Genomic DNA, 22,210 nt, shown 5'->3' with positions numbered 1-22,210 from the left:
TCGCCTGACATTCTATTTTTCTCCTCTTCAAAAATAAAATTTATAGTTAAAGGTAATGTTATGATTTCAGGAATTTTAGCATCACCGGGTATAACTTTTGGCAATGCGCTTCTATTAAAAAATGAAGAAATTGTTATTAACCGGAAAATAATTTCTGCTGAAAATATCAAAAAAGAAATAAATAAGTTTTTTAACGGTAGAAAAAAATCAGTAAAACAACTAACAGAAATAAAAGTAATAACAGGCGAAAAATTTGGTAAGAAAAAAGAAAGCATTTTTGAAGGTCATATAATGCTTCTTGAAGATGAAGAATTAGAAAAAGAAATAATTACATTAATTAAAGAAAAAAAAATATCTGCTGCAGAAGCAACTGAATTTGTTATTGAAGAACAAGCCAAGGCATTGGAAAAAATAAAAGATGAATATTTAAAAAATAGAGCAATTGATATCAGAGATATTGGTTTACGTCTAATAAAAAATATTCTTAATATTGATATTATTGATTTAAATAATATAAAAAATAAAGTTATTTTAATTTCAAAAGATTTAACTCCTTCAGAAACAGCACAGATTAATATAAAATACATTTTAGGATTTATTACAGATTTAGGTGGTCCAACATCACACACATCAATTATAGCGAGATCACTTGAAATACCAGCGATTGTAGGTACCATAAACATAACTAAAAAAGTTAAAAACAATGATTTTATTATTTTAGATTCAATTAATAACGAAATTTTTATTAATCCATCAATAAAATTAATAAATGAAAAAAAAGAAATAGAAAAAAAATATTTTTTTAAAAAAGAAAAATTAAAAAAATTAAGATATTTACCTGCTACTACTACTGATGGACGCAATATTCAGATTGGATCTAATATTGGAAATATCAAAGATATTGATTCAGCAAAAAAATATGGTGCCGAATGTATTGGTCTCTATCGGACAGAATTTTTATTTATGGGGAGAAATACATTTCCTACTGAAGACGAACAATTTCAATCTTATAAAGAAATTGCGAAATCAATGAATAATAAATCCGTTATTATCAGAACCATGGATATCGGTGGAGATAAAGATCTTCCATATATGGATTTGCCAAAAGAAGAAAATCCTTTTTTAGGATGGAGAGCCATACGTATTTCAATGGATCGTAAAGAAATGTTATATGCACAATTGAGAGCTATTCTTCGAGCATCTGCATTTGGTAAAATATATATTTTATTTCCTATGATTATATCAGTAGAGGAAATTCGAATATTAAAAAAAGAAATTAAAAAAATTCAAAATAAATTAAAAAATGAAAAAATAAAATTTGATAAAAATATTAAAATTGGAATTATGATAGAAACACCTGCATCAGCTATAATAGCAGAATATTTAATAAAAGAAGTAGATTTTTTTAGCATTGGAACAAATGATTTAACACAATATACTTTAGCTGTTGATAGAGGAAACGATTTAATTTCACATCTTTATAACCCCATAAGTCCATCTATTTTAAAATTAATTCAACAAGTTATTGATATATCGCATTTACATGGAAAATGGACAGGAATGTGTGGAGAATTGGCGGGAGATGAACGCGTAACGACACTTTTATTAGGTATGGGTTTAGATGAATTTAGCATGAGTTCATCAAGTATTCCTAAAATTAAAGAAATTATTCGAAAAACATCTTATATAAAAGCCAAAAAATTAGCTAAAAATGTACTAAATGTAGCAACTAGAAAAGAAATTTTAGATATATTAAACAAATTTAATATTTAGGGAAAAATAAAATTTTTAAAAATAAAAATTTAGTATTATAGAAAGGAATTTAGGAGGAAAAATGAATTTTTTATCTGATTTTTTTATCAAAAAAAAATCGATTTTTTCAAAAAAAATAAACATTTTAGCACCTTTATCAGGTGATATAATAAATATTGAAGATGTACCAGATATAGTTTTTTCTAAAAAAATTGTAGGTGACGGAATAGCTATTAATCCATCTGGGAAAGAAATTCTTGCACCAATAAATGGTACAATTGGAAAAATACTAGATAGTATGCATGCTTTTTCAATTGTTTCAGAAGATGGAGTAGAATTATTTGTACATTTTGGAATTGATACAGTTAAACTAAAAGGTCAAGGTTTTAAAAAAATAGCAAAAGATAATCAAAAAGTAAAAATAGGAGATGTCATAATACTATTTGATTTAAATCTATTAAGAGAAAAAGCTCATTCTATCATAACTCCTGTCGTAATATCTAATATGGAAAATTTTAAAAAAATAGAAAAAGCATCAGGTAAAATTATTGCCGGGAAAACAGTTATTATATCTTTATATAATTAATTTATCATATAAAAACGGTACTTTTATTTAGTACCGTTTTAAAATAAGATAAGGAAAAAACATGTTTTATCTTCATAATTTAATTATTTCTATCGTTATAGGAACAATAGAAGGAATAACAGAATTTTTTCCTATTTCATCTACAGGACATATGATTATTTTTATTCATTGGTTAAATGTAGAAAACAAACATACTAAAATATTAGAAATATTTGTTCAAATTGGTTCTGCTATGGCAATTTTATTTTTTTTTCATAAAAATATAATAAAACTATTAATAATAAATACAAAAAAAAAATATAATAAAACAAAAAATATACATCTTATTGTTTCAATTTTACCTACAATTTTTTTAGGATTAATTTTTTATAATAAAATCAAATTACTATTTAATCCTACCAATGTTATGTATGCATTAATATCAGGCGGAATTTTTCTTATAATTGCAGAAATTTTTAAACCAAAAAAATTAACAGTAAATACTATTTATGATATAAATATTTTCCAATCTTTAATTATTGGATGTTTTCAAACATTGTGTTTATGTCCAGGATTTTCAAGGTCCGGAGCAACTATAGCGACAGGATTGCTATTGGGTTTAAAACGTTCAGTTGCAATAAATTTTTCTTTCATAATTTCAATTCCATTAACAATAGGAGCATCATGTTTAGATTTAATAAAAAATTTTCACAATATTAATAAACTTAATCTGCCATATTATTTTAGTGGATTTATTATATCTTTTTTTATTTCTTTTATATCTATTAAGAAATTAATTAATATACTAAATAAAATATCTTTAAATTTTTTTGGAATTTATCGATTTTTAATAGCAGTATTAATTTATTTCACAAAATAAAAAAATCATTTTTATTTTAATATATTTTTTCTTTTGTACGCCATAGCTCAAGTTTTCTAACTCTTAATTTATTTAATTCATTTCTGATATTATAACTTTTAAATCCTTGATTTAATATTTTTTTTACAGAAATATCTTGTATGGAAAAGAAAGATTTTTTTAAAAAATTAATTTTGAATTTCAGATTACATTTTTTATCTTGACTATGATGTATTAAGTTAAAATCACATAAGAACGATAATTTATTGACTCGATCTGGTTTACGCCAAGCATCAATTTTTAAAAACAAGTTAACAATATTTTTAGAAGATTGATAATAAATAGAATTTAAAAATATATAAAAACCGCTATTTAAAATAGCTAATTCTCTAATTTCTAATGGAATGTTAAAACGTTTACATAAATTCTTTACAAGAAGAGCAGAATATTCATCATAAGGTTTTTTTATACAAAAATATTCTGTTTTTTGAGATAAAAACTGACACAAATAAGCAAAACGTATAGAAATATCTTCAGTTAAATTAGATATTTTAGACAAACCCATTGATATGTAAATATTATTTTTTAAACTTTTAAAAAAATATGAAGAATAAAAAATTTTTCTTTGATAAAAAAAATAAATTTCTGGGAAAATATAATTTAGTGCTCTACAAGAATATAAAATTTGAAAATAAACATGAGGATTAGAAGTTTTTAAAGCTTTCTCAGTTTCATTCCAAATTCTATTTTTTGTTAAATATAAAAGTTCATTATTATTTACCATTTTACACATTAAAATCATTGTTTCTTTAGCAATATGAAAGCCTAAATGTACTAAATTAGCTGCAAATCTTGCTGTACGTAAAACTCTTAATGGATCTTCAATAAAAGATTCCGATACATGACGTAATAAACGACGTTTTAAATCTTTTCTTCCCTCAAAAGGATCAATATAATTACCATACTTATCTTGAGCAATAGCATTAATTGTTAAATCTCGTCTTACTAAATCTTCTTCTAGAGTAACATTAGAATGAAATTCGGTATAAAACCCAGTATATCCTCTACCAGATTTTCGTTCTTTTCTTGCTAATGCATATTCTTCATGTGTTTCTGGATGTAAAAATACTGGAAAATCTTTTCCTACTTGTTGAAACTTTTTTTTTAATAATTTTTCTCTTGTAGTTCCTACTATTACCCAATCTCTATCTTTAATAGGTAAATTTAACAAACTATCACGAATAGCTCCACCTACTAAATATATTTTCATAATAATTTTCCCATACTAAAAATTTAAATTATATTCTATAATAGAAAAAAAAATAAAATCTTGTAAAAGATATTAAGATAATATATAAAAAAATTAATATTTTTAAAAAATTATAATTAAGAAATTTTAACTATTTTATTAAATTATTTAAATCTAATTATTTAATTTTAAAAACATAATGAATGATTTTAAATAATTTTTAAAGAGAACATCATGAAAAAAAAATTAATTAATTTTAAAAATGCACTTGTTCTTGTTGTAGGAGATTTAATATTAGATTGCTACTGGTATAGCAAAAACTACTATGTTTTATCTGAAGAATTAATACCAGTAGCACCAATTCATACAATACAAAAACAACCAGGTGGCGCAGCAAATGTTGCAAAAAATATTGCAGAAATTGGTGGAAATTCAAAAATTATTGGATTTATTGGAATCGATTACGAAGGTTTAATATTAAAAAAACTTCTTAATCACACTAGAATTGAATCTGATTTAATAAGAATAAAAAAAAATAAAACAATTACGAAGATTAGAATCTTATCAGAACAAAAACAATTAATTCGACTGGATTTTCAAGAAAAATACATTCCAAAAAAATTTGATTTATTATATGAAAAAATTATTAGTGCATTAACATATTATAAAGTTTTAGTGCTTTCAGACTATGCAAAAGGTACATTAGTTGATATAAAAAAAATTATTAATACGGTAAAAAAAATGTCTATTCCCATACTTATAGATCCAAAAGGTCCAGATTTTAAAAAATATTCAGGTGCGACTTTGTTGACGCCAAACCTTTCGGAATTTGAAAAAATAGTAGGAAAATGTCATGAAGAAAAAGAAATATTAGATAGAGGAATTAAATTAGTATCTAAACTAAATATATCAGCTTTATTAGTTACACGTTCTGAAAATGGCATGACTTTATTTCAACCTAAAAAAGAACCAATACACTTTCCAGCTATATCTAAGATAGCATCAGATGTAACAGGAGCAGGAGACACAGTAATCTCAATAATAGCTTCTTCTCTAGCTACAGGTTATTCATTAGAAGAAGCTTGTTTTCATGCTAATGTCGGAGCTAGCGTAGTGGTCCAAAAAATGGGGACTGAAACGTTAACAATTAATGAATTAAATGCAGTATTAAACATAGAATAAAAAAATTATTATTGCTGTTATCAAATAATTAAAAATTTATATCTAAATATTATTTGTAATACTTAGGTATAAAAAAATATTTAAATGTACTTAAAACGATGCATTTCTAGATTGCCCTTGTATTTTATTCACGATATAATAAAATTCATGGACTTATAAAATATATATTATTTAATTTTCAGCAATTCTTTATTCTTTAAGATTTTTTATTAAATAATTTAAGAAGATTTTTAAAATGAATCAAAAAATACTTTCTGAATTTGGAAAACCTATAGATCGTGTTGAAAAAGCTATAATTGCTTTACAATCAGGCGAAGGTATTATTATATTAGATGATGAAAAACGTGAAAATGAAGGCGATCTCGTTTTTTCATCTGAAAAAATGACAGTTGAACAAATGGCATTAACAATTCGATATGGTAGTGGAATTGTATGTTTATGTATAACAGAAGACAAACGAAAAAAACTAGATTTGCCTATGATGGTTCAAAATAATACAAGTACTTATCGTACCGGATTTACGGTAACAATAGAAGCATCAAAGGGAATATCTACTGGTGTATCAGCACAAGATCGATTGACTACTATAAAAACAGCTATATCCGATAACGCTAAGCCTAGCGATTTAAATAGACCCGGACATGTATTTCCTCTTAGAGCTGATAATGGGGGGGTTTTAGCAAGAGCAGGACATACAGAAGCAGCCATTGAAATAGTATCTCTTGCGGGACTAAAACCATCTGGGGTGATTTGCGAATTAACAAATAAAGATGGATCTATGTCTCGCGCACCTGAAATTATAAAATTTTCAAAATCTCAAAATATGAAAATTCTAACTATCCAAGATTTAATCCTATATCTTCAAAAGAAACCAATTTTTTATAAATAAATATTGATTTTACGTAATAATGTTATTTTTTTTAAACGAGATTTAATTTGTCTATAGACCACTTTGGATCAACAAATATTTCTACGAGTGAAGAATTAACGTCTTTATGACGCAATGATCCAAGATAAGCAATCATTGCTGCATTGTCTGTACATAACTTTAATTTAGAATAAAAAACTTTTCCATTAAAAAATTTGTTCATCATAATTTTTGATCTTTTTCGTAATACATTATTAGCGCTAACACCACCTGCTATTACTAAACGTTTCCATCCTGTTTTTTGTAATGCTTTTTTAGTTTTAATTAACAGTATATCAATTACCGCATCCTCAAAAGCTTTTGCAATATTCGCTTTTTTTTGCATATTTAAAATACTATTCTTAATAGTATTAAAGGTAAAAGTTTTCAATCCTGAAAAACTAAAATTTAAATTTGAATGATTTAGCATAGGTCTTGGAAAATACAAATTGTCTTTTATACCTCTAGCAGCTAAATCAGACAAAATACGTCCAGTTGGATATTTTAAACCTAACATTTTTGATACTTTATCAAATGCTTCTCCTGCAGCATCATCTAAAGATTGACCTAATATTTCATATTTTCCTAAATGATGAGCAGCAATGATTTGTGTATGTTTACCAGAAACTAAAAGTGCAATAAATGGAAATTTAATTGACTTATAATTTAACATTGGTGATAATAAGTGTGCCTCCATATGATTAACGGGTAAAACTGGAATATTCAAAGAAAAACCTAAAGAACAAGCAAATGTTGCACCAACTAACAAAGAACCAACTAAACCAGGACCAGCAGTATATGCAATAAGATCAATTTCATTCGAAATATTTATTTTTTTACAAACTTTATCAATCAAAATAGTTATTTTTTTTGCATGGACACGTGATGCTAACTCTGGAACTATACCACCATAATGAGCATGTACTTTTCTTTGACTATACAGTTCATTAATTAATAAACCTCTTGACACATCATAAACAGCTATTCCAGTATCATCGCAAGATGTTTCGATACCTAATACCTTCATTTTTTTACATACCTATAAAATTAATTAATAATTAAATAATATTTAATACTATTCGATATCAATAATATCACAGATAATTTATTAATTGCATTTTTCTAAAAAAATGATATTTTACAAAAATAATATTAATTAAGATATAATTTCTTTTCAGATAAAGAAATAATATTTCTTATGTTTTTAAAACAAAAAATTGAGGTTGAATATAAATGCCAATAATAAAAGTTCGCGAAAATGAACCATTTGATGTAGCACTACGTCGATTTAAAAGATCGTGCGAAAAAGCTGGCATTTTAGCTGAAATTAGAAGAAGAGAGTTTTATGAAAAACCAACTACTGAAAGAAAACGTGCTAAAGCTTCAGCAGTAAAACGTCTTGCAAAAAAACTAACTCGAGAAAATGCAAGACGTATTCGTATGTACTAAAATTTTAAAAAAATAAAAAAACCGTTCTTTAACAAGAACGGAATTTTATTATACTATACATAAAATACATGTCTGGAAAAATACCAAAATATTTTATTAATGAACTCTTATTTCGCACTAATATTGTTGAACTTATAAATACGCGAATAAAATTAAAAAAAAATGGTAAAAATTATCAAGCTCATTGTCCTTTTCATAACGATAAAACTCCATCTTTCACTGTAAATTATGAAAAACAATTTTATTATTGCTTCGGATGTAGCGCACATGGTAATGCAATTGATTTTTTAATAAAATATGACAATATTAATTTTGTAGAAAGCATTGAAGAACTTGCTACAATTCATGGTGTCGAAATACCCTTTGAAAAAAAAAATAGAATTGAAAAAAATGATTATTTAAAAAAACAAAGATTATATTTATTAATGGAGAAGATGTCTTATTTTTACCAAAAAAACATTATCCTTTCTAATTCTGCTTATCAATATTTAATTAAAAGAGGAATTAGCAAAGAGATGATTGAATTATATTCAATTGGATTTTCAGGATATCAATGGAATGTATTTTCTAAAAAATTTAATATAAAAAAGCACCTTGAAAAAGAATTATTAACTCAAAAAATAATCTCAACTAATAATTACGGATATATATATAATCCTATTCAAGGACGAATAATTTTTCCTATATATGATCAACATGGAAGAACTATTAGTTTTGGAGGGCGTTCAATAAATAAAAAAATTTCTCCAAAATATTTAAATTCTCGTGAAACAGATATTTTTCAAAAGGGAAAACAAATTTATGGATTATACCAAGTTACAAAAAAACACTTCAAACCAAAACATCTATTAGTTGTAGAAGGTTATATAGATGTTATCATGTTAACACAACATAATATTGAATATGTCGTTTCATCATTGGGTACATGTATTACAAAAGAACATGTACAAATACTTTTTCGTTATACTAATACAGTTATATATTGTTATGATGGAGATGATGCGGGTCGAAATGCCTCTTGGAGAACTTTAAAAATTGCATTACCATATATATCTGAAAAAAAATGTATTAAATTTATACTCTTACCAAAAAATGAAGATCCAGATACAATTATTCAAAAAGAAGGGACAAATAAATTCCAATTGCGAATTGATAATGCTCTCACAATGTCAGAATTTTTTTTTAAAAACATTTTAAAAGATATTGATTTATCATCTAATAATGATAAGTTTTACTTGAGCTCACTTGCTTTACCTTTAATAAATTGTATATCTAGCGATATAATAAGAATTTATTTACGACAAAAATTAGCTAGAATAATAGGAATTTTAGATGATTATCAATTTAAAAAATTTTTATATGAACAAGAAAGAAAAAATAAAAATACATCATTCCAAATTAAATATACTCCTATGCGAACACTAATTAGTCTATTAATTCAAAATCCTAATTTATCAAGATTAGTATCTTCAACTGAAAAATTTGAAAATAAAAAAATAAAAGGACTTCCTATTTTTTTGGAAATTTTAAAAACATGTTCTAACAATCCTATTATTAATACAGGTCAATTACTAGAATTTTATAGAAATAGCAAAATAATTAACATTTTAAAAATTTTATCTAAATGGGATCACATGATAATTAGAGAAAAAATTGAAAATATGTTTTTAGATTTAATAAAAAACACATATAGTAAAATTTTAGAAAAAAGACAAGAAAATTTAATTGCGAAAGAAAGAGTTAAAGGATTAACAAAAAATGAAAAAAAAGAAATTTGGTCTATTAATAAAAAATTATCAAAAAAATAATTTCATATAAAAAATTAATTTTTATTCATTATTGACTAACAAGTCAATTAATATTCATTATTTTTAATAAAATTTGGATGTTTTCATATGGAGAAAAACCCAAAGTCACAACTTAAGCTCCTTGTGACACATGGTAAGGAGCAAGGGTATTTAACCTATTCTGAAATTAATGATCATTTGCCAGAAGAAATTATTGACTCTGAACAAATTGATGACATTATTCAGATGATTAACGATATGGGAATTCAAGTTGTAGAAGAAGCACCTGATGCAGATGATTTAATTTTAAACGAAATAAATACAGATACAGATGAAGATGCAGTTGAAGCAGCTACACAAGTTTTATCTAATGTAGAATCTGAATTTGGCAGAACCACTGATCCTGTTCGTATGTATATGCGAGAAATGGGAACTGTCGAATTACTTACAAGAGAAGGTGAAATTGATATAGCTAAACGCATTGAAGAAGGAATTAATCAAGTTCAATCTTCCGTATCAGAATATCCAGAAGCTATTAGTTATCTTCTTGAGCAATATGATCGAATTAAAACTGGTCAAATAAGATTATCAGATATAATAACTGGCTTTGTCGATCCAAATAATGAAGAAATTTTTTCTCATCCCTCAACGATTCATATCAATTCTGAAATTTTAGATGAAGTTCCCAACACTCATAATAACGACGATGAGAACGACGATGAGAACGACGATGAGAACGACGATGAGAACGACGATGAGAACGACGATGAGAACGACGATGAAAATAGCATTGATCCAGAATTAGCAAACGAAAAGTTTAAAGAATTACGAAAACAGTATACTAGTACAAGTAATACGATTAAAGAAAAGAATAGAAATCATAAAGATTCACTATTAGAAATTTATCACCTTTCAGAAATATTTAAACAATTTAGATTAGTCCCAAAACAATTTGATCATTTAGTGAATAATATGCGTAACATGATGAATAGAGTTAAAAAACAAGAAAAAACTATTATGAAATTATGTATTGAAAAATGCAAAATGCCGAAGAAAAATTTTTTCAAAATTTTTCTAGGAAGAGAAACTGATAAAAATTGGTTTAGAAAGGAACAGGATTCAAATCAAACGTGGTCTAATAAATTAGAATATATTAAAGAAGAAGTTTTTTTTAGTATAGACAAATTAATTCAAATAGAAAAAGAAACAGGTTTAACAATTGAACAAGTTAAAGATATTAATAAACGAATGTCTATTGGAGAAGCAAAAGCTAAAAGAGCAAAAAAAGAAATGGTGGAAGCTAATTTAAGATTAGTTATTTCTATTGCTAAAAAATATACTAATAGAGGATTACAATTTTTAGACTTAATTCAAGAAGGTAACATTGGATTGATGAAAGCAGTAGATAAATTTGAATATCGTCGAGGTTATAAATTTTCAACTTATGCCACATGGTGGATAAGACAAGCCATTACTCGTTCTATTGCCGATCAAGCAAGAACTATTCGAATACCCGTACATATGATCGAAACTATTAATAAGTTAAATAGAATTTCTAGACAAATGCTTCAAGAAATAGGTCGAGAACCTACTCCAGAAGAACTTTCTGAAAAAATGATGATTCCTGAAGATAAAATTCGAAAAGTATTAAAAATAGCAAAGGAACCAATATCTATGGAAACACCCATTGGAGACGATGATGATTCTCATTTAGGTGATTTTATAGAAGACACAACACTAGAATTGCCACTAGACTCAGCTACATCGGAAAGTTTAAGATCAGCTACACATAATGTTTTATCAGGTCTAACAGCTCGTGAAGCAAAAGTACTTCGTATGCGTTTTGGGATTGATATGAATACTGATCATACTTTAGAAGAAGTAGGAAAACAATTTGATGTTACTCGTGAAAGAATAAGACAAATAGAAGCAAAAGCATTAAGAAAACTTCGTCACCCTAGTCGATCAGAAGTGTTACGTAGTTTTTTAGATGATTAAATTAAAATTAAATGTATTTTTATACAAAATAAAACTTCTGTACTATACACGATAAAATCGTAAAATATAAATTTCAGTTTTAATAAAAAAAGAAGTTTTAATTGTATAAATTATATACCGTCTCCATATTGTAAAAATTTTGTATAATGCATTGAATTATTTTTATTTTTTTCAAAGGAAAAATTTTTACAAATATTTACATTTTTAATAATTTTCGCAGGAATACCAGCGACTGTAACAAATGGAGGAACATTCTTTAAGACTATTGAGCCAGCACCTATTTTAACTCCTTGACCAACTTCAATGTTTCCTAATATTTTTGCTCCAGCACCTATAACAACTTGCTTTCTAATTATTGGATGTCTATTGATACTAGTATTTTTACCTGTTGCTCCTAATGTTACTGAATGAAAAATTGATACATCATCTTCTATAATTGCACCTTCTCCGATAACAATACCATGTGCATGATCAAAGACAATTCCAGAACCAATATAAGCACGAGGATGAATATCTACTGAAAATACAGTAGATATTCTACTTTGGAGATATGTAGATAATTCATATTTTTTTTTCTTCCAAAGATAATTACTTAATCTATGAGATTCTAGAGCATGAAATCCTTTAAAATACAAAAGCGGAGTTATATAATTATTTACAACCGGATCACGTTCTAATATTGCTTTTAAATCTTTAACTACAGAATTAATTATAAAAATATTTTTTGAATATATTTCACTAAAACAATTAAATAATTTTTTTGAAGATATAATTGATGTTGATAATTTAGTAGATAATATATAACTTAAAGAATGACTTAATTTATCATGGTTTAATATACTTTTTTCATATAATTTTGATAGAATTGGTTCCTTTTTAAATAAAAGTCGAGCTTCGCCTTGTATCTTATTCCATAATTTCAAATTTTTTAAAGAAACCACAATTCCTCCTTAAAAAAACATATCAATTAAATTATTTTATGTATAACACTAATATTTATTAACAATTTTCTTCTTTATTAAAAATATTACTTTCAGATTTTAAATTTTTATAAAAAATATCATCAAAATTAATAGGAGTAAGATTTAACTGCGGAAAACTACCATAGGATACTAAACTTGATATACATGTTCTAGCATAAGGAAATAAAATATTAGGACAATAAGAACCCAAACAATGTCTTAATTCTTTTTCATTAAAATAAGAAATCAAAAAAACACCTGCTTGATGTACATCACATAAAAAAAATAAATTTTCTTCACTTTTAACTATTACTCGTACCTGTAAAACAGTTTCAAAAATATTTGATTTTAATTTATTAGAAGTTATATTTAAATTAAATTTTATAATTGGATCCCATTTTTTATGAAAAATATTAGGAGTGTTTGGAGCTTCAAAAGAAGCATCTTTTATATAAATTCTTTTAATTTCAAAAGATTTTTCTTTTAATTTTTTTTCTGACATATATTATCCATTTAAATGAATTAAATTTATAATTTAGATCTTAAAAAAATATTTTTTTATTTTTCTTAAAAATATTATTTTTTTTTATTGACAATAATAGGTAATCTTTCTTTTTCCCAAGAATCCATACCGTCTTTTAAAAGATAAATTTTATCTAATCCACTTCGAATAAATTCTTTAATACATTTATTGTGATGAGTTAATGAATCTACTATAAGAATAATAGGAAGAGATTTAGACAACTTTAACTTGTTTATATTTGTTAAACTAATATCTTTAATAGGAATATTAATTGCATTGACAATATGTCCTGAACTATATAATTCAAAAGAACGTGTATCAATAATAATAGCTTTTTTTTTATTTATTAATTTTATTGCATCAAAGTTATTAATGATTTTAGATTTTGAATATAAATTTCTAGTACTAAAAAAAATTATTAAAAAAAGAGAAAATAACCATATAATACTAAGTACTAAATGATTAGAAATAAAAAATAATATATCTTGCATACAATAAATATCCTATATTTTTTTGCAGATGCTTCAAAAAATTTATTTTTAATATTAAAAAATTTTAGTACATTCTTAAAATTTTAAAAATTAAATAGCATTTTGATTAGCAATAAATTTTTTTATAAAATATTCAATCTTTCTTTTTCTTTATTAATTTGTTTACGTACTTCTTGAAAAGACACTCCACCTTGAGATCCACGTTTTTCAAGACATGCTTCTAAAGTTATTTCTTTATATATATCATTTTCAATAAGATCACTATACATTTTAAATGTAGATAGATCTAAATCATTTAAAGATTTTTTTTCATTAATAGCTCGAAGTACTAATTGACCAGATATATGATGTGCTTCACGAAAAGTAACACCTTTTTTTACTAAATAGTCAGCAATTTCTGTCGCGTTAGCATATCCTTGCTCTGCAGCTTTACGACAAGATACAGGATTTAATTTCACATTTTTTAAAACTAAATTTGCTATAGATAAAGAATCATGCCAAGTTTTTAAAGAATCAAACAGACCTTCTTTATCTTCTTGCATATCTTTATTATAGGATAAAGGAAGAGATTTTAAAACAACTAAAATAGACATCAAAGCTCCATGAACACGACCGCATTTAGAACGTATAATTTCTAATGCATCGGGGTTTTTTTTTTGAGGCATTAAAGATGATCCAGATGTAATAGAATCAGATAATTCGATAAAATTAGCTTCGCTTGAATTAAAAAAAATTAAATCTTCAGAAAATCGAGATAGATGTGTCATACTAATTGAAGAAGCAGATAATAATTCTATTACATAATCTCTATCAGAAACGCTATCTAATGCATTATTAGTCGCAGAATCAAACCCCATAGATATAGCAAGTTTAGTTCGATCAATATTCCATGCTGTTCCAGATAAAGCTCCTGATCCCAGTGGACTAATATTTAATCTTACTAAAATGTCTTTTAATCGACTTTCATCACGTTTTAACATTTCTATATAAGCCATACACCAGTAAGCAAATGTAATTGGCTGAGCGCGCTGTAAATGAGTATATCCTGGCATTATAATATCGTAATTTTCTTCGGCAACAAAAACAAAAGTTTTTTGTAAAAGAATAATACTTTCTAATAAAAAATTAACTTTTCTTTTACACCATAATTTTAAATCAGTTGTAATTTGGTCATTTCGACTACGTCCAGTGTGTAATTTTTTACCTAATTCTCCTATTTTTTTAATAAGATTAGATTCTATCCAACTATGAATATCTTCATAATTACTTTCAAGAATTTTTTTTGGATTATTAAAAATTTCTTTTTTCAAAAAAATTAATGCAGATTCTATTTTTTTTTGTTCTTCTAAAGTGAGAACTCCAACTTCTACAAGAGCATGAGACCAAGAAATAGATGCAAATATATCTTCTTCTGCTAAAAGATAATCAAAAGTTAAAGAAGAATTGAATTTTTTGAATATTTTATTAGATTCATTCAAGAATCTTCCACCCCAAAGTGACATATATTTTTTCTCTATAAAATTTAAAATTAATTAATATGAAAAATATTTATATTTTTTTATTTTATCTTTTTTTTTCCACGTATTCTAGAAGAAAGAGAAAAAAGACGAATAAAACCCTCGGCATCAGAATGTTTATAAACTTCATCTCCATTAAAAGTTGCATATTCTTCAGAATATAAAGAATTTGGTGATTTTTTTTGTACTGCAACTACACTGCCTTTATATAGTTTTAAAATAACCTCACCATTAACTTCAGAAGATAAAGAATCTGCAGCAGATTGCAAAGATTCACGTATAGGAGTAAACCAACGACCATCATAAACAACCATAGACATCTCTAAACCAATTTTTTCTCTCCATTGAAAACTTTCTCTATCAAAAACTAATTGTTCGATTGACCGAATTGCTACATTCATAATAGTACCTCCGGGCGTTTCGTAACAACCTCTAGATTTAATACCAATTAACCTATTTTCAACAATATCTATTCTTCCAATAGCATGTTTAGAACCTATCTTATTTAATTTTTCTAAACATTTTAAAGGACTTAAATTTTCATTGTTTACAGCTACTACAGAACTCTTTATTATTCTTAAAGAAATATATTCTGGCGATTCTGGGGCTTTTTCTGGTTCTACTGTCCAATTCCAGCAATCTTTGTTTGGTGCATTCCAAAGATTTTCAAGTAAACCACCTTCTGTAGAAATATGCCAAGCATTTTCATCTTTACTATAAATTTTTTTTAAACTAGCTGAAGTTGGAATATTTCTTTTTTTTAAATATTTTAATAACGATTCTCGTGAATTAAGATTCCATTCACGCCATGGAGCAATGATTTTCATATGAGGTGCCAATGCTGCATAAGCTATTTCAAAACGTACTTGATCATTACCTTTTCCAGTTGCACCATGACATAAAAAATCAGCTCCAATGCTTAAAGCAAATTCGACTTGCATTTTAGCAATAATAGGTCTTGCCATTGCCGTTCCTAATAAATAAGAACCTTCATATAAAGCACCAGTTTTTAACACTGGATATACGTAATTTTTTATAAATTCCTCTTTTAAATCAATTATATGACATTGAATTGCACCAGATTGTAATGCTTTTTTTTCTATTCCATATAAATCTTCTTTTGATTGACCGATATCCGCGACAAAAGCAATAACATCAAGACTATAGTTTTCTTTTAACCATGGAATAATTGCTGAAGTATCTAACCCACCTGAATATGCCAAAACAACTTTTTTATTATTCATATATATTCTCTTATAAATTGTAATTAAACTATGCTATAACTCTTGTTCCAATATTTATACCATCAAATAACAATTTTAGTTTATCTGTATTTTGCCAACTAGCAATATCCACAGGACACTTTAAAATACGTGAAGCTTCTAAAGCTGCATTTACTTTAACAATCATACCATTAGTAATAATACCCTGAGAAATTAATTTTTTAGCTTGAACATTATTAATTTCAGCAATCCTTTGACCTTTACCATCTAATATTGAACTAATATCAGATAATAAAATTAAGTTAGCTGATAAAGTAGCAGCTAAAGCCATTGCTGATAAATCGGCATTAACATTCATTAACAGTCCATCTTCTGTAATACCAATAGAACTAATAATGGGCACAATACCTTCTTTACATAATCGTCTCAAAAAAATAGGAGAACCTGGTTTAACTATTCCTACATGTCCTAAATCTTCACCTAATTTTTCTACATTTATACTTTTTCCATCTGATAAACATAAACCAACAGCATTTATTTTATATTTTAATGCCCATGAAAGTAAAATTTTATTAGCCGTTCCAGCTAATGCTCCTGTAACAAAATTAATGTGCTCAGCACGAGTAACTCGCAAACCGTTTTTTTTTTCAATAGGAAATGATAACTTTTTCATTAAGTCATCTATCAATCTTCCTCCTCCATGAATTATTAAAATATATCGTTTATTGTATTTTTGATAATTAAGAAGTGCTTGAAATAAACGTTTCATTGCATCATGACTTTCTAAAAGAACTCCACCTAATTTAAGAACTAAGGGATTCATCATAAAAAAATACCTCATTAATTAAATAATTGATTCAATTTGCGAAAATCCAAAACGAATATTAAAACATTGTATTGCCTGAGTAGCTGCACCTTTTAATAGATTATCTTCTGCTGTAATGATGATAAGATATGAATCTTGAAGTACAAAAGCAATATCACAAAAAGGTAACTTTACAACTGCTTTGATACTAGGAAAATTTTTCTGATATATTCGAATTAATGGTTTTTCTTTATAAAATTGATTATATATACTATAAACGTCTTCTATTTTTAAACAAGATTTTAACTTACATGTAATCGTTGCAATAATACCGCGTGCAAAAGAACCTAAATTTGGAATAAAAATTATTGGTATTCCTAAATGTTCTATAATTTCAGGAGTATGACGATGAGTAAAAATATTATAAGGATTTAAACTTACTTCACAAAAACTATTATTAATACTAGCCTTTCTACCAGCACCACTTACACCACTTACTGCATTAATTACAGGAATATATTTCTTATATAAAATATTTGCTTCTATAAGAGGTTTTAAAGCTAATTGTATACAAGTTGCATAACATCCTGGGACTGAAATTAACTGAGCTTTACTAATTTTTTTTTCATTCCATTCAGCTAATCCATATACAGATTTCTTTAAAATATTTTTATATTTGTGCGAAAATCCATAATACTTTGAATAAATATCAACATTTTTAACTCTATATGCACCAGATAAATCAAATACAACGCAATTAAGAGATAAAAAAAAAGGTACAAAACTATGACTAACATGATGATCTGTAGCTAAAAAAACCGCATCGATATTTTCATCAATTATAGTTGAATGAGTTATTTCTTCAAATGGTAAATCTATAATATTTGTATATTCTGGATGTAATTCTGAAAATAATTTACCTACATTTAAACTATTTTCTGAAACAAAAATTTTTTTTATTTTAGCAAAAATATGACGATTGATATAATTTACCACTTCTGCACCAGCATACCCACTGGCACCAACAATTAATACATTCAACATAAACAAACCTTAAATAAAAAATAAATTTATTTTTCTATAAAAAATTATAGATATATTTTATATATTTAATTTTTTATTGATCTTTTCTTTTTTATAATTAAAATAGATTATATCTTGTAAATAATTTTGAAGTTTAATTCAATGAAAAAAAAATTGCCTTCTTTTATTGAAATTTTCCGATCGTTAATTAAAATACCCACAATTAGTAGTGAAAAAAAAATAGTTGATCAAAGTAATAAAAATTTTGTTGATTTACTATCTAATTATTTTTCTGAACTAAAATTTTCAATAGAAATACAAGAAATTCCAAATACAAAAAAATTCAATATGTTAGCTACGTTTAATGGCAATAGAAAAGGAGGTCTTTTTCTTTCTGGTCATACAGATACTGTTGATTTTGATGAACATACGTGGACAAATAATCCTTTCAAAATAACCGAAAAAAATAATAAATTATATGGACTAGGTACAGTAGATATGAAAGGTTTTTTTGCTTTTATATTGGATGTTTTATGTTCTATAAACATGACAATGCTTAAAAAACCAATTTATATTCTTGCAACGGCAAATGAAGAAACTGATATGTCAGGAGCAAAATATTTTGTTAAATCTGCAAATATCAAACCAGATTGTATAATAATCGGAGAACCTACATCTTTAAAATTAGTAAAAGCACACAAGGGGCATATTTCTTATTCCATCGATGTTATAGGCAGAACAGGTCATTCTAGTAATCCTCATAATGGTATTAATAGTATTGAAATTATGTATTTAATTATAAAAAAATTAATGGAACTAAAAAAATATTTAAAAAAAAAATATTTTCATAAAGATTTTTCTATATCATACCCTACTATGAATTTTGCTTCTCTCAATGGAGGAAATACGATCAACCGAATTTGCTCATTGTGTAATTTAACTTTTGAAATACGACCTATACCGGGATTGACTTTAACACAAATTAAATTTTTAGTTCAAGAAACGTTAGAAAAAATAATAAAAAAATGGCCAAATCGCATTTTTTTAAAAAATCTTTTTTTTTCAGTACCTCCGTACGAATATCCTAAAGAAAATAAAATAATTAAAATAATAGAGAATACGTGTAAATTAGTTCCAATAACAGCTAATTATTGTAGCGAAGCACCATTTCTTAAAAAAATTGCACCAACTTTAATATTAGGACCAGGTTCTATCGAACAAGCACATCAAGCAGATGAATATCTGGATTGTTCTTTTATCAAACCAACTAAAAAAATTATAAAAAAATTGATAAAAATATTTTGTCAATAAAAAAATTTAAAAACCAAACATGTGACATATAGAATATACTACATCTGATTGATTTAAAGTATAAAAATGAAAATTTTTCACTCCTTCATGAGATAAATTTTTTACCATATCTATTATGATACTTGTTCCTATAATTTTTTGAGTTAATAAATCATTATCTAATCCATCAAACATTTTAAACATCCAGGTGGGAATATTTACGTTCGTCATACTAGAAAACTTTTTTAGTTGATTAAAATTATAAACTGGTAATATACCAGGTATAATTTCAACATTTATATTATTTTTTATACAATTATCTCGAAAACGTAAATAACTCTCAACATTAAAAAAAAACTGAGTAATAGCTCTATTTGCACCGGCATCAATTTTTTCTTTTAAAATTAAAAGATCAGACTGTGCATTTTTTGCTTCTGGATGCATTTCTGGATAAGCAGCAACAGAAATATCAAAATCTGCTACTTTCTTTAATAATAAAACTAAATCTACAGCATATATTTTATGTCGATATGTTTTTTCTGTTGCATCGCCTCTTAAAGCAACTATGCTTCTAATACCTTTATCCCAATAGAACTTGGCAACTTCTTTTAATTCATTAAATGTTGCATCTACACAAGTAAGATGTGGGGCTGTTGTAATACCTGTTTTTTTATATATTTTTTGAACAATATTATAAGTATTTTGCCGTTCTCCACTATTTGCACCATAAGTCACAGAAAAAAAAAATGGTTTTAATTTACTTAATTTTAAAACTGTAGAAAATAATTTTTCTTTTCCATTAATACTTTTAGGTGGAAAAAATTCAAAAGAACATTTTATGTTATCATTTAAATTTTCTAACTTCTTCTCAATTATATCTTGATGATAATGATTCAAAAAATTCATATTTATATTTCCATTAATAATTTAATTTTTAAAAAATATTTTTTAGTATATTATACATAAAATTTATATCATTTTTTTAACAATACTATTTTAAAACTATTATAAAATTAAATTTTTATGTATAAAAAAAAATCTAATCAATCTTTAAAAGATTTAAACACATTTTCAATGGATGTTACAGCAAAAAAAATAATTTTTGTAAATACAATTCAATCTTTAATTGAAATATGGAAAATATGCAAGTCATATAATCTACCCTACATAATTTTAGGTGAAGGTAGCAATGTACTATTTTTAGAAAATTATATGGGAATAGTTATCATTAACCGTATTAAGGGTATTACAATTCAGGAAAAAAAAAACGTGTGGATATTGCATGTTTTTTCTGGAGAAAAATGGCACGATTTAGTTAAATATACCATGCGAATAGGTTTATTTGGATTAGAAAATTTATCTTTAATACCTGGTTCAGTAGGATCAGCAGCTATTCAAAATATTGGTGCTTATGGTTTAGAAATAAAACATATATGTGAATATGTCGATGTTCTTTCTTTAGAAAGAAATAATATTATAAGGCTGAAAAAAAATTCATGTCAATTTTCTTATCGGAATAGTATTTTTAAACATAAATATAATAATGGATATGCAGTTATTGCAGTTGGTATAAAAATAAAAAAAAATTGGAAACCAATTATCTTTCCCATACTATTAAAAAGCAAGAAAATAATACAAATAAATGCTTATAAAATATTTAATATAATATGTCAAACAAGAAAAAGTAAATTACCTAATTTAAAAAAAATAGGCAATGCAGGTAGTTTTTTTAAAAATCCTATTGTAACATCTCAAATAGCAAAAAACATTTTATCTACATATATTAATGTACCACATTATCTTCAAAAAAATGGTTTTATAAAAATATCTGCTGCTTGGTTAATTGAAAAATGTAATTTTAAAAATATTCAAATTGGAGACGCGGCAATTTATAAAAAACACAATCTTATATTAGTTAACAAAAAAAAAGCTACAGGTCAAGAAATATTAAAATTAGCTAAAATAATACAAAAATCTATTTTCAAAAAATTTAAAATATTGCTAGAACCTGAAATAGATTTTATTAATTCTTCAGGAAAAATAAAATTATTATAAAAAATTTAAATAATTTTTATTATAAATTATATTTCCAGAAATATATTTTTAAAAAACTTTTCATAAATGAGAAAAAAATTATTTTTTCAAAAAAACTTGCAATAAAGACGAAAAATTATATAATAAAGAATTAAAATTAATTTAAATAAAATAAAAAAGCCGGCTTAGCTCAGCAGGTAGAGCAACTGACTTGTAATCAGTAGGTCACCAGTTCAATTCCGGTAGCCGGCATAAAATTTAAATAAATAAAATGGTGGGATTCCCGAGTGGCTAAAGGGAGCAGACTGTAAATCTGCCGTCTAAGACTTCGAAGGTTCGAATCCTTCTCCCACCAAAAAAATAATAAATGCGGACATCGTATAACGGATATTACCTCAGCCTTCCAAGCTGATGATGCGGGTTCAATTCCCGCTGACCGCTCAAAAAAGTAATATAACAATAATATTTGCTGATATGGCTCAGTAGGTAGAGCACACCCTTGGTAAGGGTGAGGTCCCCAGTTCAAACCTGGGTATCAGCATTAGTAATTAAATAAAAATATACAAAAATAGATTTATATGAAAAAAAATAATT

The 22,210-nt window shown here is 25.5% G+C and carries 20 protein-coding genes and 4 tRNA genes; 14 read left to right on the top strand and 10 right to left on the bottom strand.

All coding sequences use genetic code 11. From position 1 onward, the window contains the following. Positions 1-60: 60 nt before the first annotated feature. From ptsI to AB4W74_RS00315, 3 genes are all read left to right on the top strand, one after another. Positions 61-1,773, top strand: coding sequence for a phosphoenolpyruvate-protein phosphotransferase PtsI (gene ptsI, locus AB4W74_RS00325; RefSeq protein WP_367682034.1), 1,713 nt, complete (start codon positions 61-63; stop codon positions 1,771-1,773). Between the two features lie 61 nt (positions 1,774-1,834). Then, on the top strand, positions 1,835-2,338 hold the full coding sequence (crr, locus tag AB4W74_RS00320) for a PTS glucose transporter subunit IIA (protein ID WP_367682033.1): 504 nt from the start codon (positions 1,835-1,837) through the stop codon (positions 2,336-2,338). A 61-nt stretch (positions 2,339-2,399) separates the two neighbouring features. Then, a complete protein-coding gene (locus AB4W74_RS00315) occupies positions 2,400-3,197 on the top strand; it encodes an undecaprenyl-diphosphate phosphatase (protein WP_367682032.1) in 798 nt (265 codons plus the stop codon). Between the two features lie 16 nt (positions 3,198-3,213). On the opposite strand, the gene AB4W74_RS00310 is transcribed toward AB4W74_RS00315, so the two are convergent. Further along, complete coding sequence (locus AB4W74_RS00310; protein ID WP_367682031.1) at positions 3,214-4,446, bottom strand: tRNA CCA-pyrophosphorylase; 1,233 nt, start codon at positions 4,444-4,446, stop codon at positions 3,214-3,216. 213 nt (positions 4,447-4,659) lie between these two features. On the opposite strand from AB4W74_RS00310, the gene rfaE1 reads away from it, so the two are divergent. Then, a complete protein-coding gene (gene rfaE1, locus AB4W74_RS00305) occupies positions 4,660-5,607 on the top strand; it encodes a D-glycero-beta-D-manno-heptose-7-phosphate kinase (RefSeq protein ID WP_367682030.1) in 948 nt (315 codons plus the stop codon). Positions 5,608-5,842: 235 nt separating this feature from the next. Continuing rightward, positions 5,843-6,496, top strand: a complete 654-nt coding sequence (gene ribB, locus AB4W74_RS00300) for a 3,4-dihydroxy-2-butanone-4-phosphate synthase (RefSeq protein ID WP_367682029.1) — start codon at positions 5,843-5,845, stop codon at positions 6,494-6,496. A gap of 31 nt (positions 6,497-6,527) precedes the next feature. Here ribB and tsaD read toward each other — a convergent pair whose 3' ends face one another. Beyond that, the gene (tsaD, locus tag AB4W74_RS00295; protein ID WP_367682028.1) at positions 6,528-7,541 is read right to left on the bottom strand and encodes a tRNA (adenosine(37)-N6)-threonylcarbamoyltransferase complex transferase subunit TsaD; all 1,014 of its coding nucleotides are present in this window, start codon (positions 7,539-7,541) and stop codon (positions 6,528-6,530) included. A gap of 206 nt (positions 7,542-7,747) precedes the next feature. Between tsaD and rpsU the strand changes: the two genes are divergently transcribed. The 3 genes from rpsU (at position 7,748) to rpoD (ending at position 11,748) form a co-directional block, all read left to right on the top strand. Further along, positions 7,748-7,963 carry a 30S ribosomal protein S21 gene (gene rpsU / locus AB4W74_RS00290; protein ID WP_009874014.1) on the top strand — a complete coding sequence of 72 codons (216 nt, stop codon included), beginning with the start codon at positions 7,748-7,750 and terminating at the stop codon, positions 7,961-7,963. A gap of 68 nt (positions 7,964-8,031) precedes the next feature. Then, positions 8,032-9,771 carry a DNA primase gene (dnaG, locus tag AB4W74_RS00285; RefSeq protein WP_367682027.1) on the top strand — a complete coding sequence of 580 codons (1,740 nt, stop codon included), beginning with the start codon at positions 8,032-8,034 and terminating at the stop codon, positions 9,769-9,771. A gap of 87 nt (positions 9,772-9,858) precedes the next feature. Further along, entirely contained in the window at positions 9,859-11,748 is a 1,890-nt protein-coding gene (gene rpoD / locus AB4W74_RS00280) for an RNA polymerase sigma factor RpoD (RefSeq protein ID WP_367682026.1), read from the top strand. Positions 11,749-11,858: 110 nt separating this feature from the next. Here rpoD and cysE read toward each other — a convergent pair whose 3' ends face one another. The 7 genes from cysE to argC all read right to left on the bottom strand — a co-directional run bounded on the left by cysE (position 11,859) and on the right by argC (position 18,313). Beyond that, positions 11,859-12,689 (bottom strand): serine O-acetyltransferase, encoded by an 831-nt coding sequence (gene cysE / locus AB4W74_RS00275; RefSeq protein WP_367682025.1) that lies wholly within the window; start codon positions 12,687-12,689, stop codon positions 11,859-11,861. A gap of 58 nt (positions 12,690-12,747) precedes the next feature. Continuing rightward, positions 12,748-13,212: a protein-export chaperone SecB gene (gene secB, locus AB4W74_RS00270; protein WP_367682024.1), complete on the bottom strand. Its 465-nt coding sequence runs from the start codon at positions 13,210-13,212 to the stop codon at positions 12,748-12,750. Between the two features lie 74 nt (positions 13,213-13,286). Further along, entirely contained in the window at positions 13,287-13,724 is a 438-nt protein-coding gene (locus AB4W74_RS00265) for a rhodanese-like domain-containing protein (protein WP_367682023.1), read from the bottom strand. Between the two features lie 122 nt (positions 13,725-13,846). Then, positions 13,847-15,226, bottom strand: a complete 1,380-nt coding sequence (gene argH / locus AB4W74_RS00260) for an argininosuccinate lyase (protein ID WP_367682022.1) — start codon at positions 15,224-15,226, stop codon at positions 13,847-13,849. Positions 15,227-15,282: 56 nt separating this feature from the next. Continuing rightward, positions 15,283-16,485: an argininosuccinate synthase gene (locus tag AB4W74_RS00255; protein ID WP_367682021.1), complete on the bottom strand. Its 1,203-nt coding sequence runs from the start codon at positions 16,483-16,485 to the stop codon at positions 15,283-15,285. 28 nt (positions 16,486-16,513) lie between these two features. Further along, positions 16,514-17,287, bottom strand: coding sequence for an acetylglutamate kinase (argB, locus tag AB4W74_RS00250; protein ID WP_367682020.1), 774 nt, complete (start codon positions 17,285-17,287; stop codon positions 16,514-16,516). 21 nt (positions 17,288-17,308) lie between these two features. Next, on the bottom strand, positions 17,309-18,313 hold the full coding sequence (gene argC / locus AB4W74_RS00245; RefSeq protein WP_367682019.1) for an N-acetyl-gamma-glutamyl-phosphate reductase: 1,005 nt from the start codon (positions 18,311-18,313) through the stop codon (positions 17,309-17,311). 141 nt (positions 18,314-18,454) lie between these two features. Between argC and argE the strand changes: the two genes are divergently transcribed. Continuing rightward, a complete protein-coding gene (gene argE / locus AB4W74_RS00240) occupies positions 18,455-19,603 on the top strand; it encodes an acetylornithine deacetylase (RefSeq protein ID WP_367682018.1) in 1,149 nt (382 codons plus the stop codon). A 6-nt stretch (positions 19,604-19,609) separates the two neighbouring features. On the opposite strand, the gene metF is transcribed toward argE, so the two are convergent. Continuing rightward, the gene (gene metF / locus AB4W74_RS00235) at positions 19,610-20,488 is read right to left on the bottom strand and encodes a methylenetetrahydrofolate reductase (RefSeq protein ID WP_367682017.1); all 879 of its coding nucleotides are present in this window, start codon (positions 20,486-20,488) and stop codon (positions 19,610-19,612) included. Positions 20,489-20,605: 117 nt separating this feature from the next. Here metF and murB point away from each other — a divergent pair, with 117 nt between their 5' ends. The 5 genes from murB (at position 20,606) to AB4W74_RS00210 (ending at position 22,157) form a co-directional block, all read left to right on the top strand. Next, positions 20,606-21,637 carry a UDP-N-acetylmuramate dehydrogenase gene (gene murB, locus AB4W74_RS00230; RefSeq protein ID WP_367682016.1) on the top strand — a complete coding sequence of 344 codons (1,032 nt, stop codon included), beginning with the start codon at positions 20,606-20,608 and terminating at the stop codon, positions 21,635-21,637. A 158-nt stretch (positions 21,638-21,795) separates the two neighbouring features. Continuing rightward, a tRNA-Thr gene (locus AB4W74_RS00225) sits at positions 21,796-21,868 on the top strand. 21 nt (positions 21,869-21,889) lie between these two features. Then, positions 21,890-21,971, top strand: a tRNA-Tyr gene (locus AB4W74_RS00220). A gap of 14 nt (positions 21,972-21,985) precedes the next feature. Further along, positions 21,986-22,057: transfer RNA gene (locus AB4W74_RS00215), tRNA-Gly, on the top strand. Between the two features lie 27 nt (positions 22,058-22,084). Beyond that, a tRNA-Thr gene (locus AB4W74_RS00210) sits at positions 22,085-22,157 on the top strand. Positions 22,158-22,210 lie beyond the last annotated feature (53 nt).

The organism is Buchnera aphidicola (Hyalopterus amygdali) (assembly GCF_964059015.1).
Taxonomy (GTDB): Bacteria; Pseudomonadota; Gammaproteobacteria; order Enterobacterales; family Enterobacteriaceae; genus Buchnera; species Buchnera aphidicola_BN.
The sequence above is the reverse complement of the archived record's forward strand: the minus strand, read 5'-3'. Positions and strand labels throughout refer to the sequence as shown.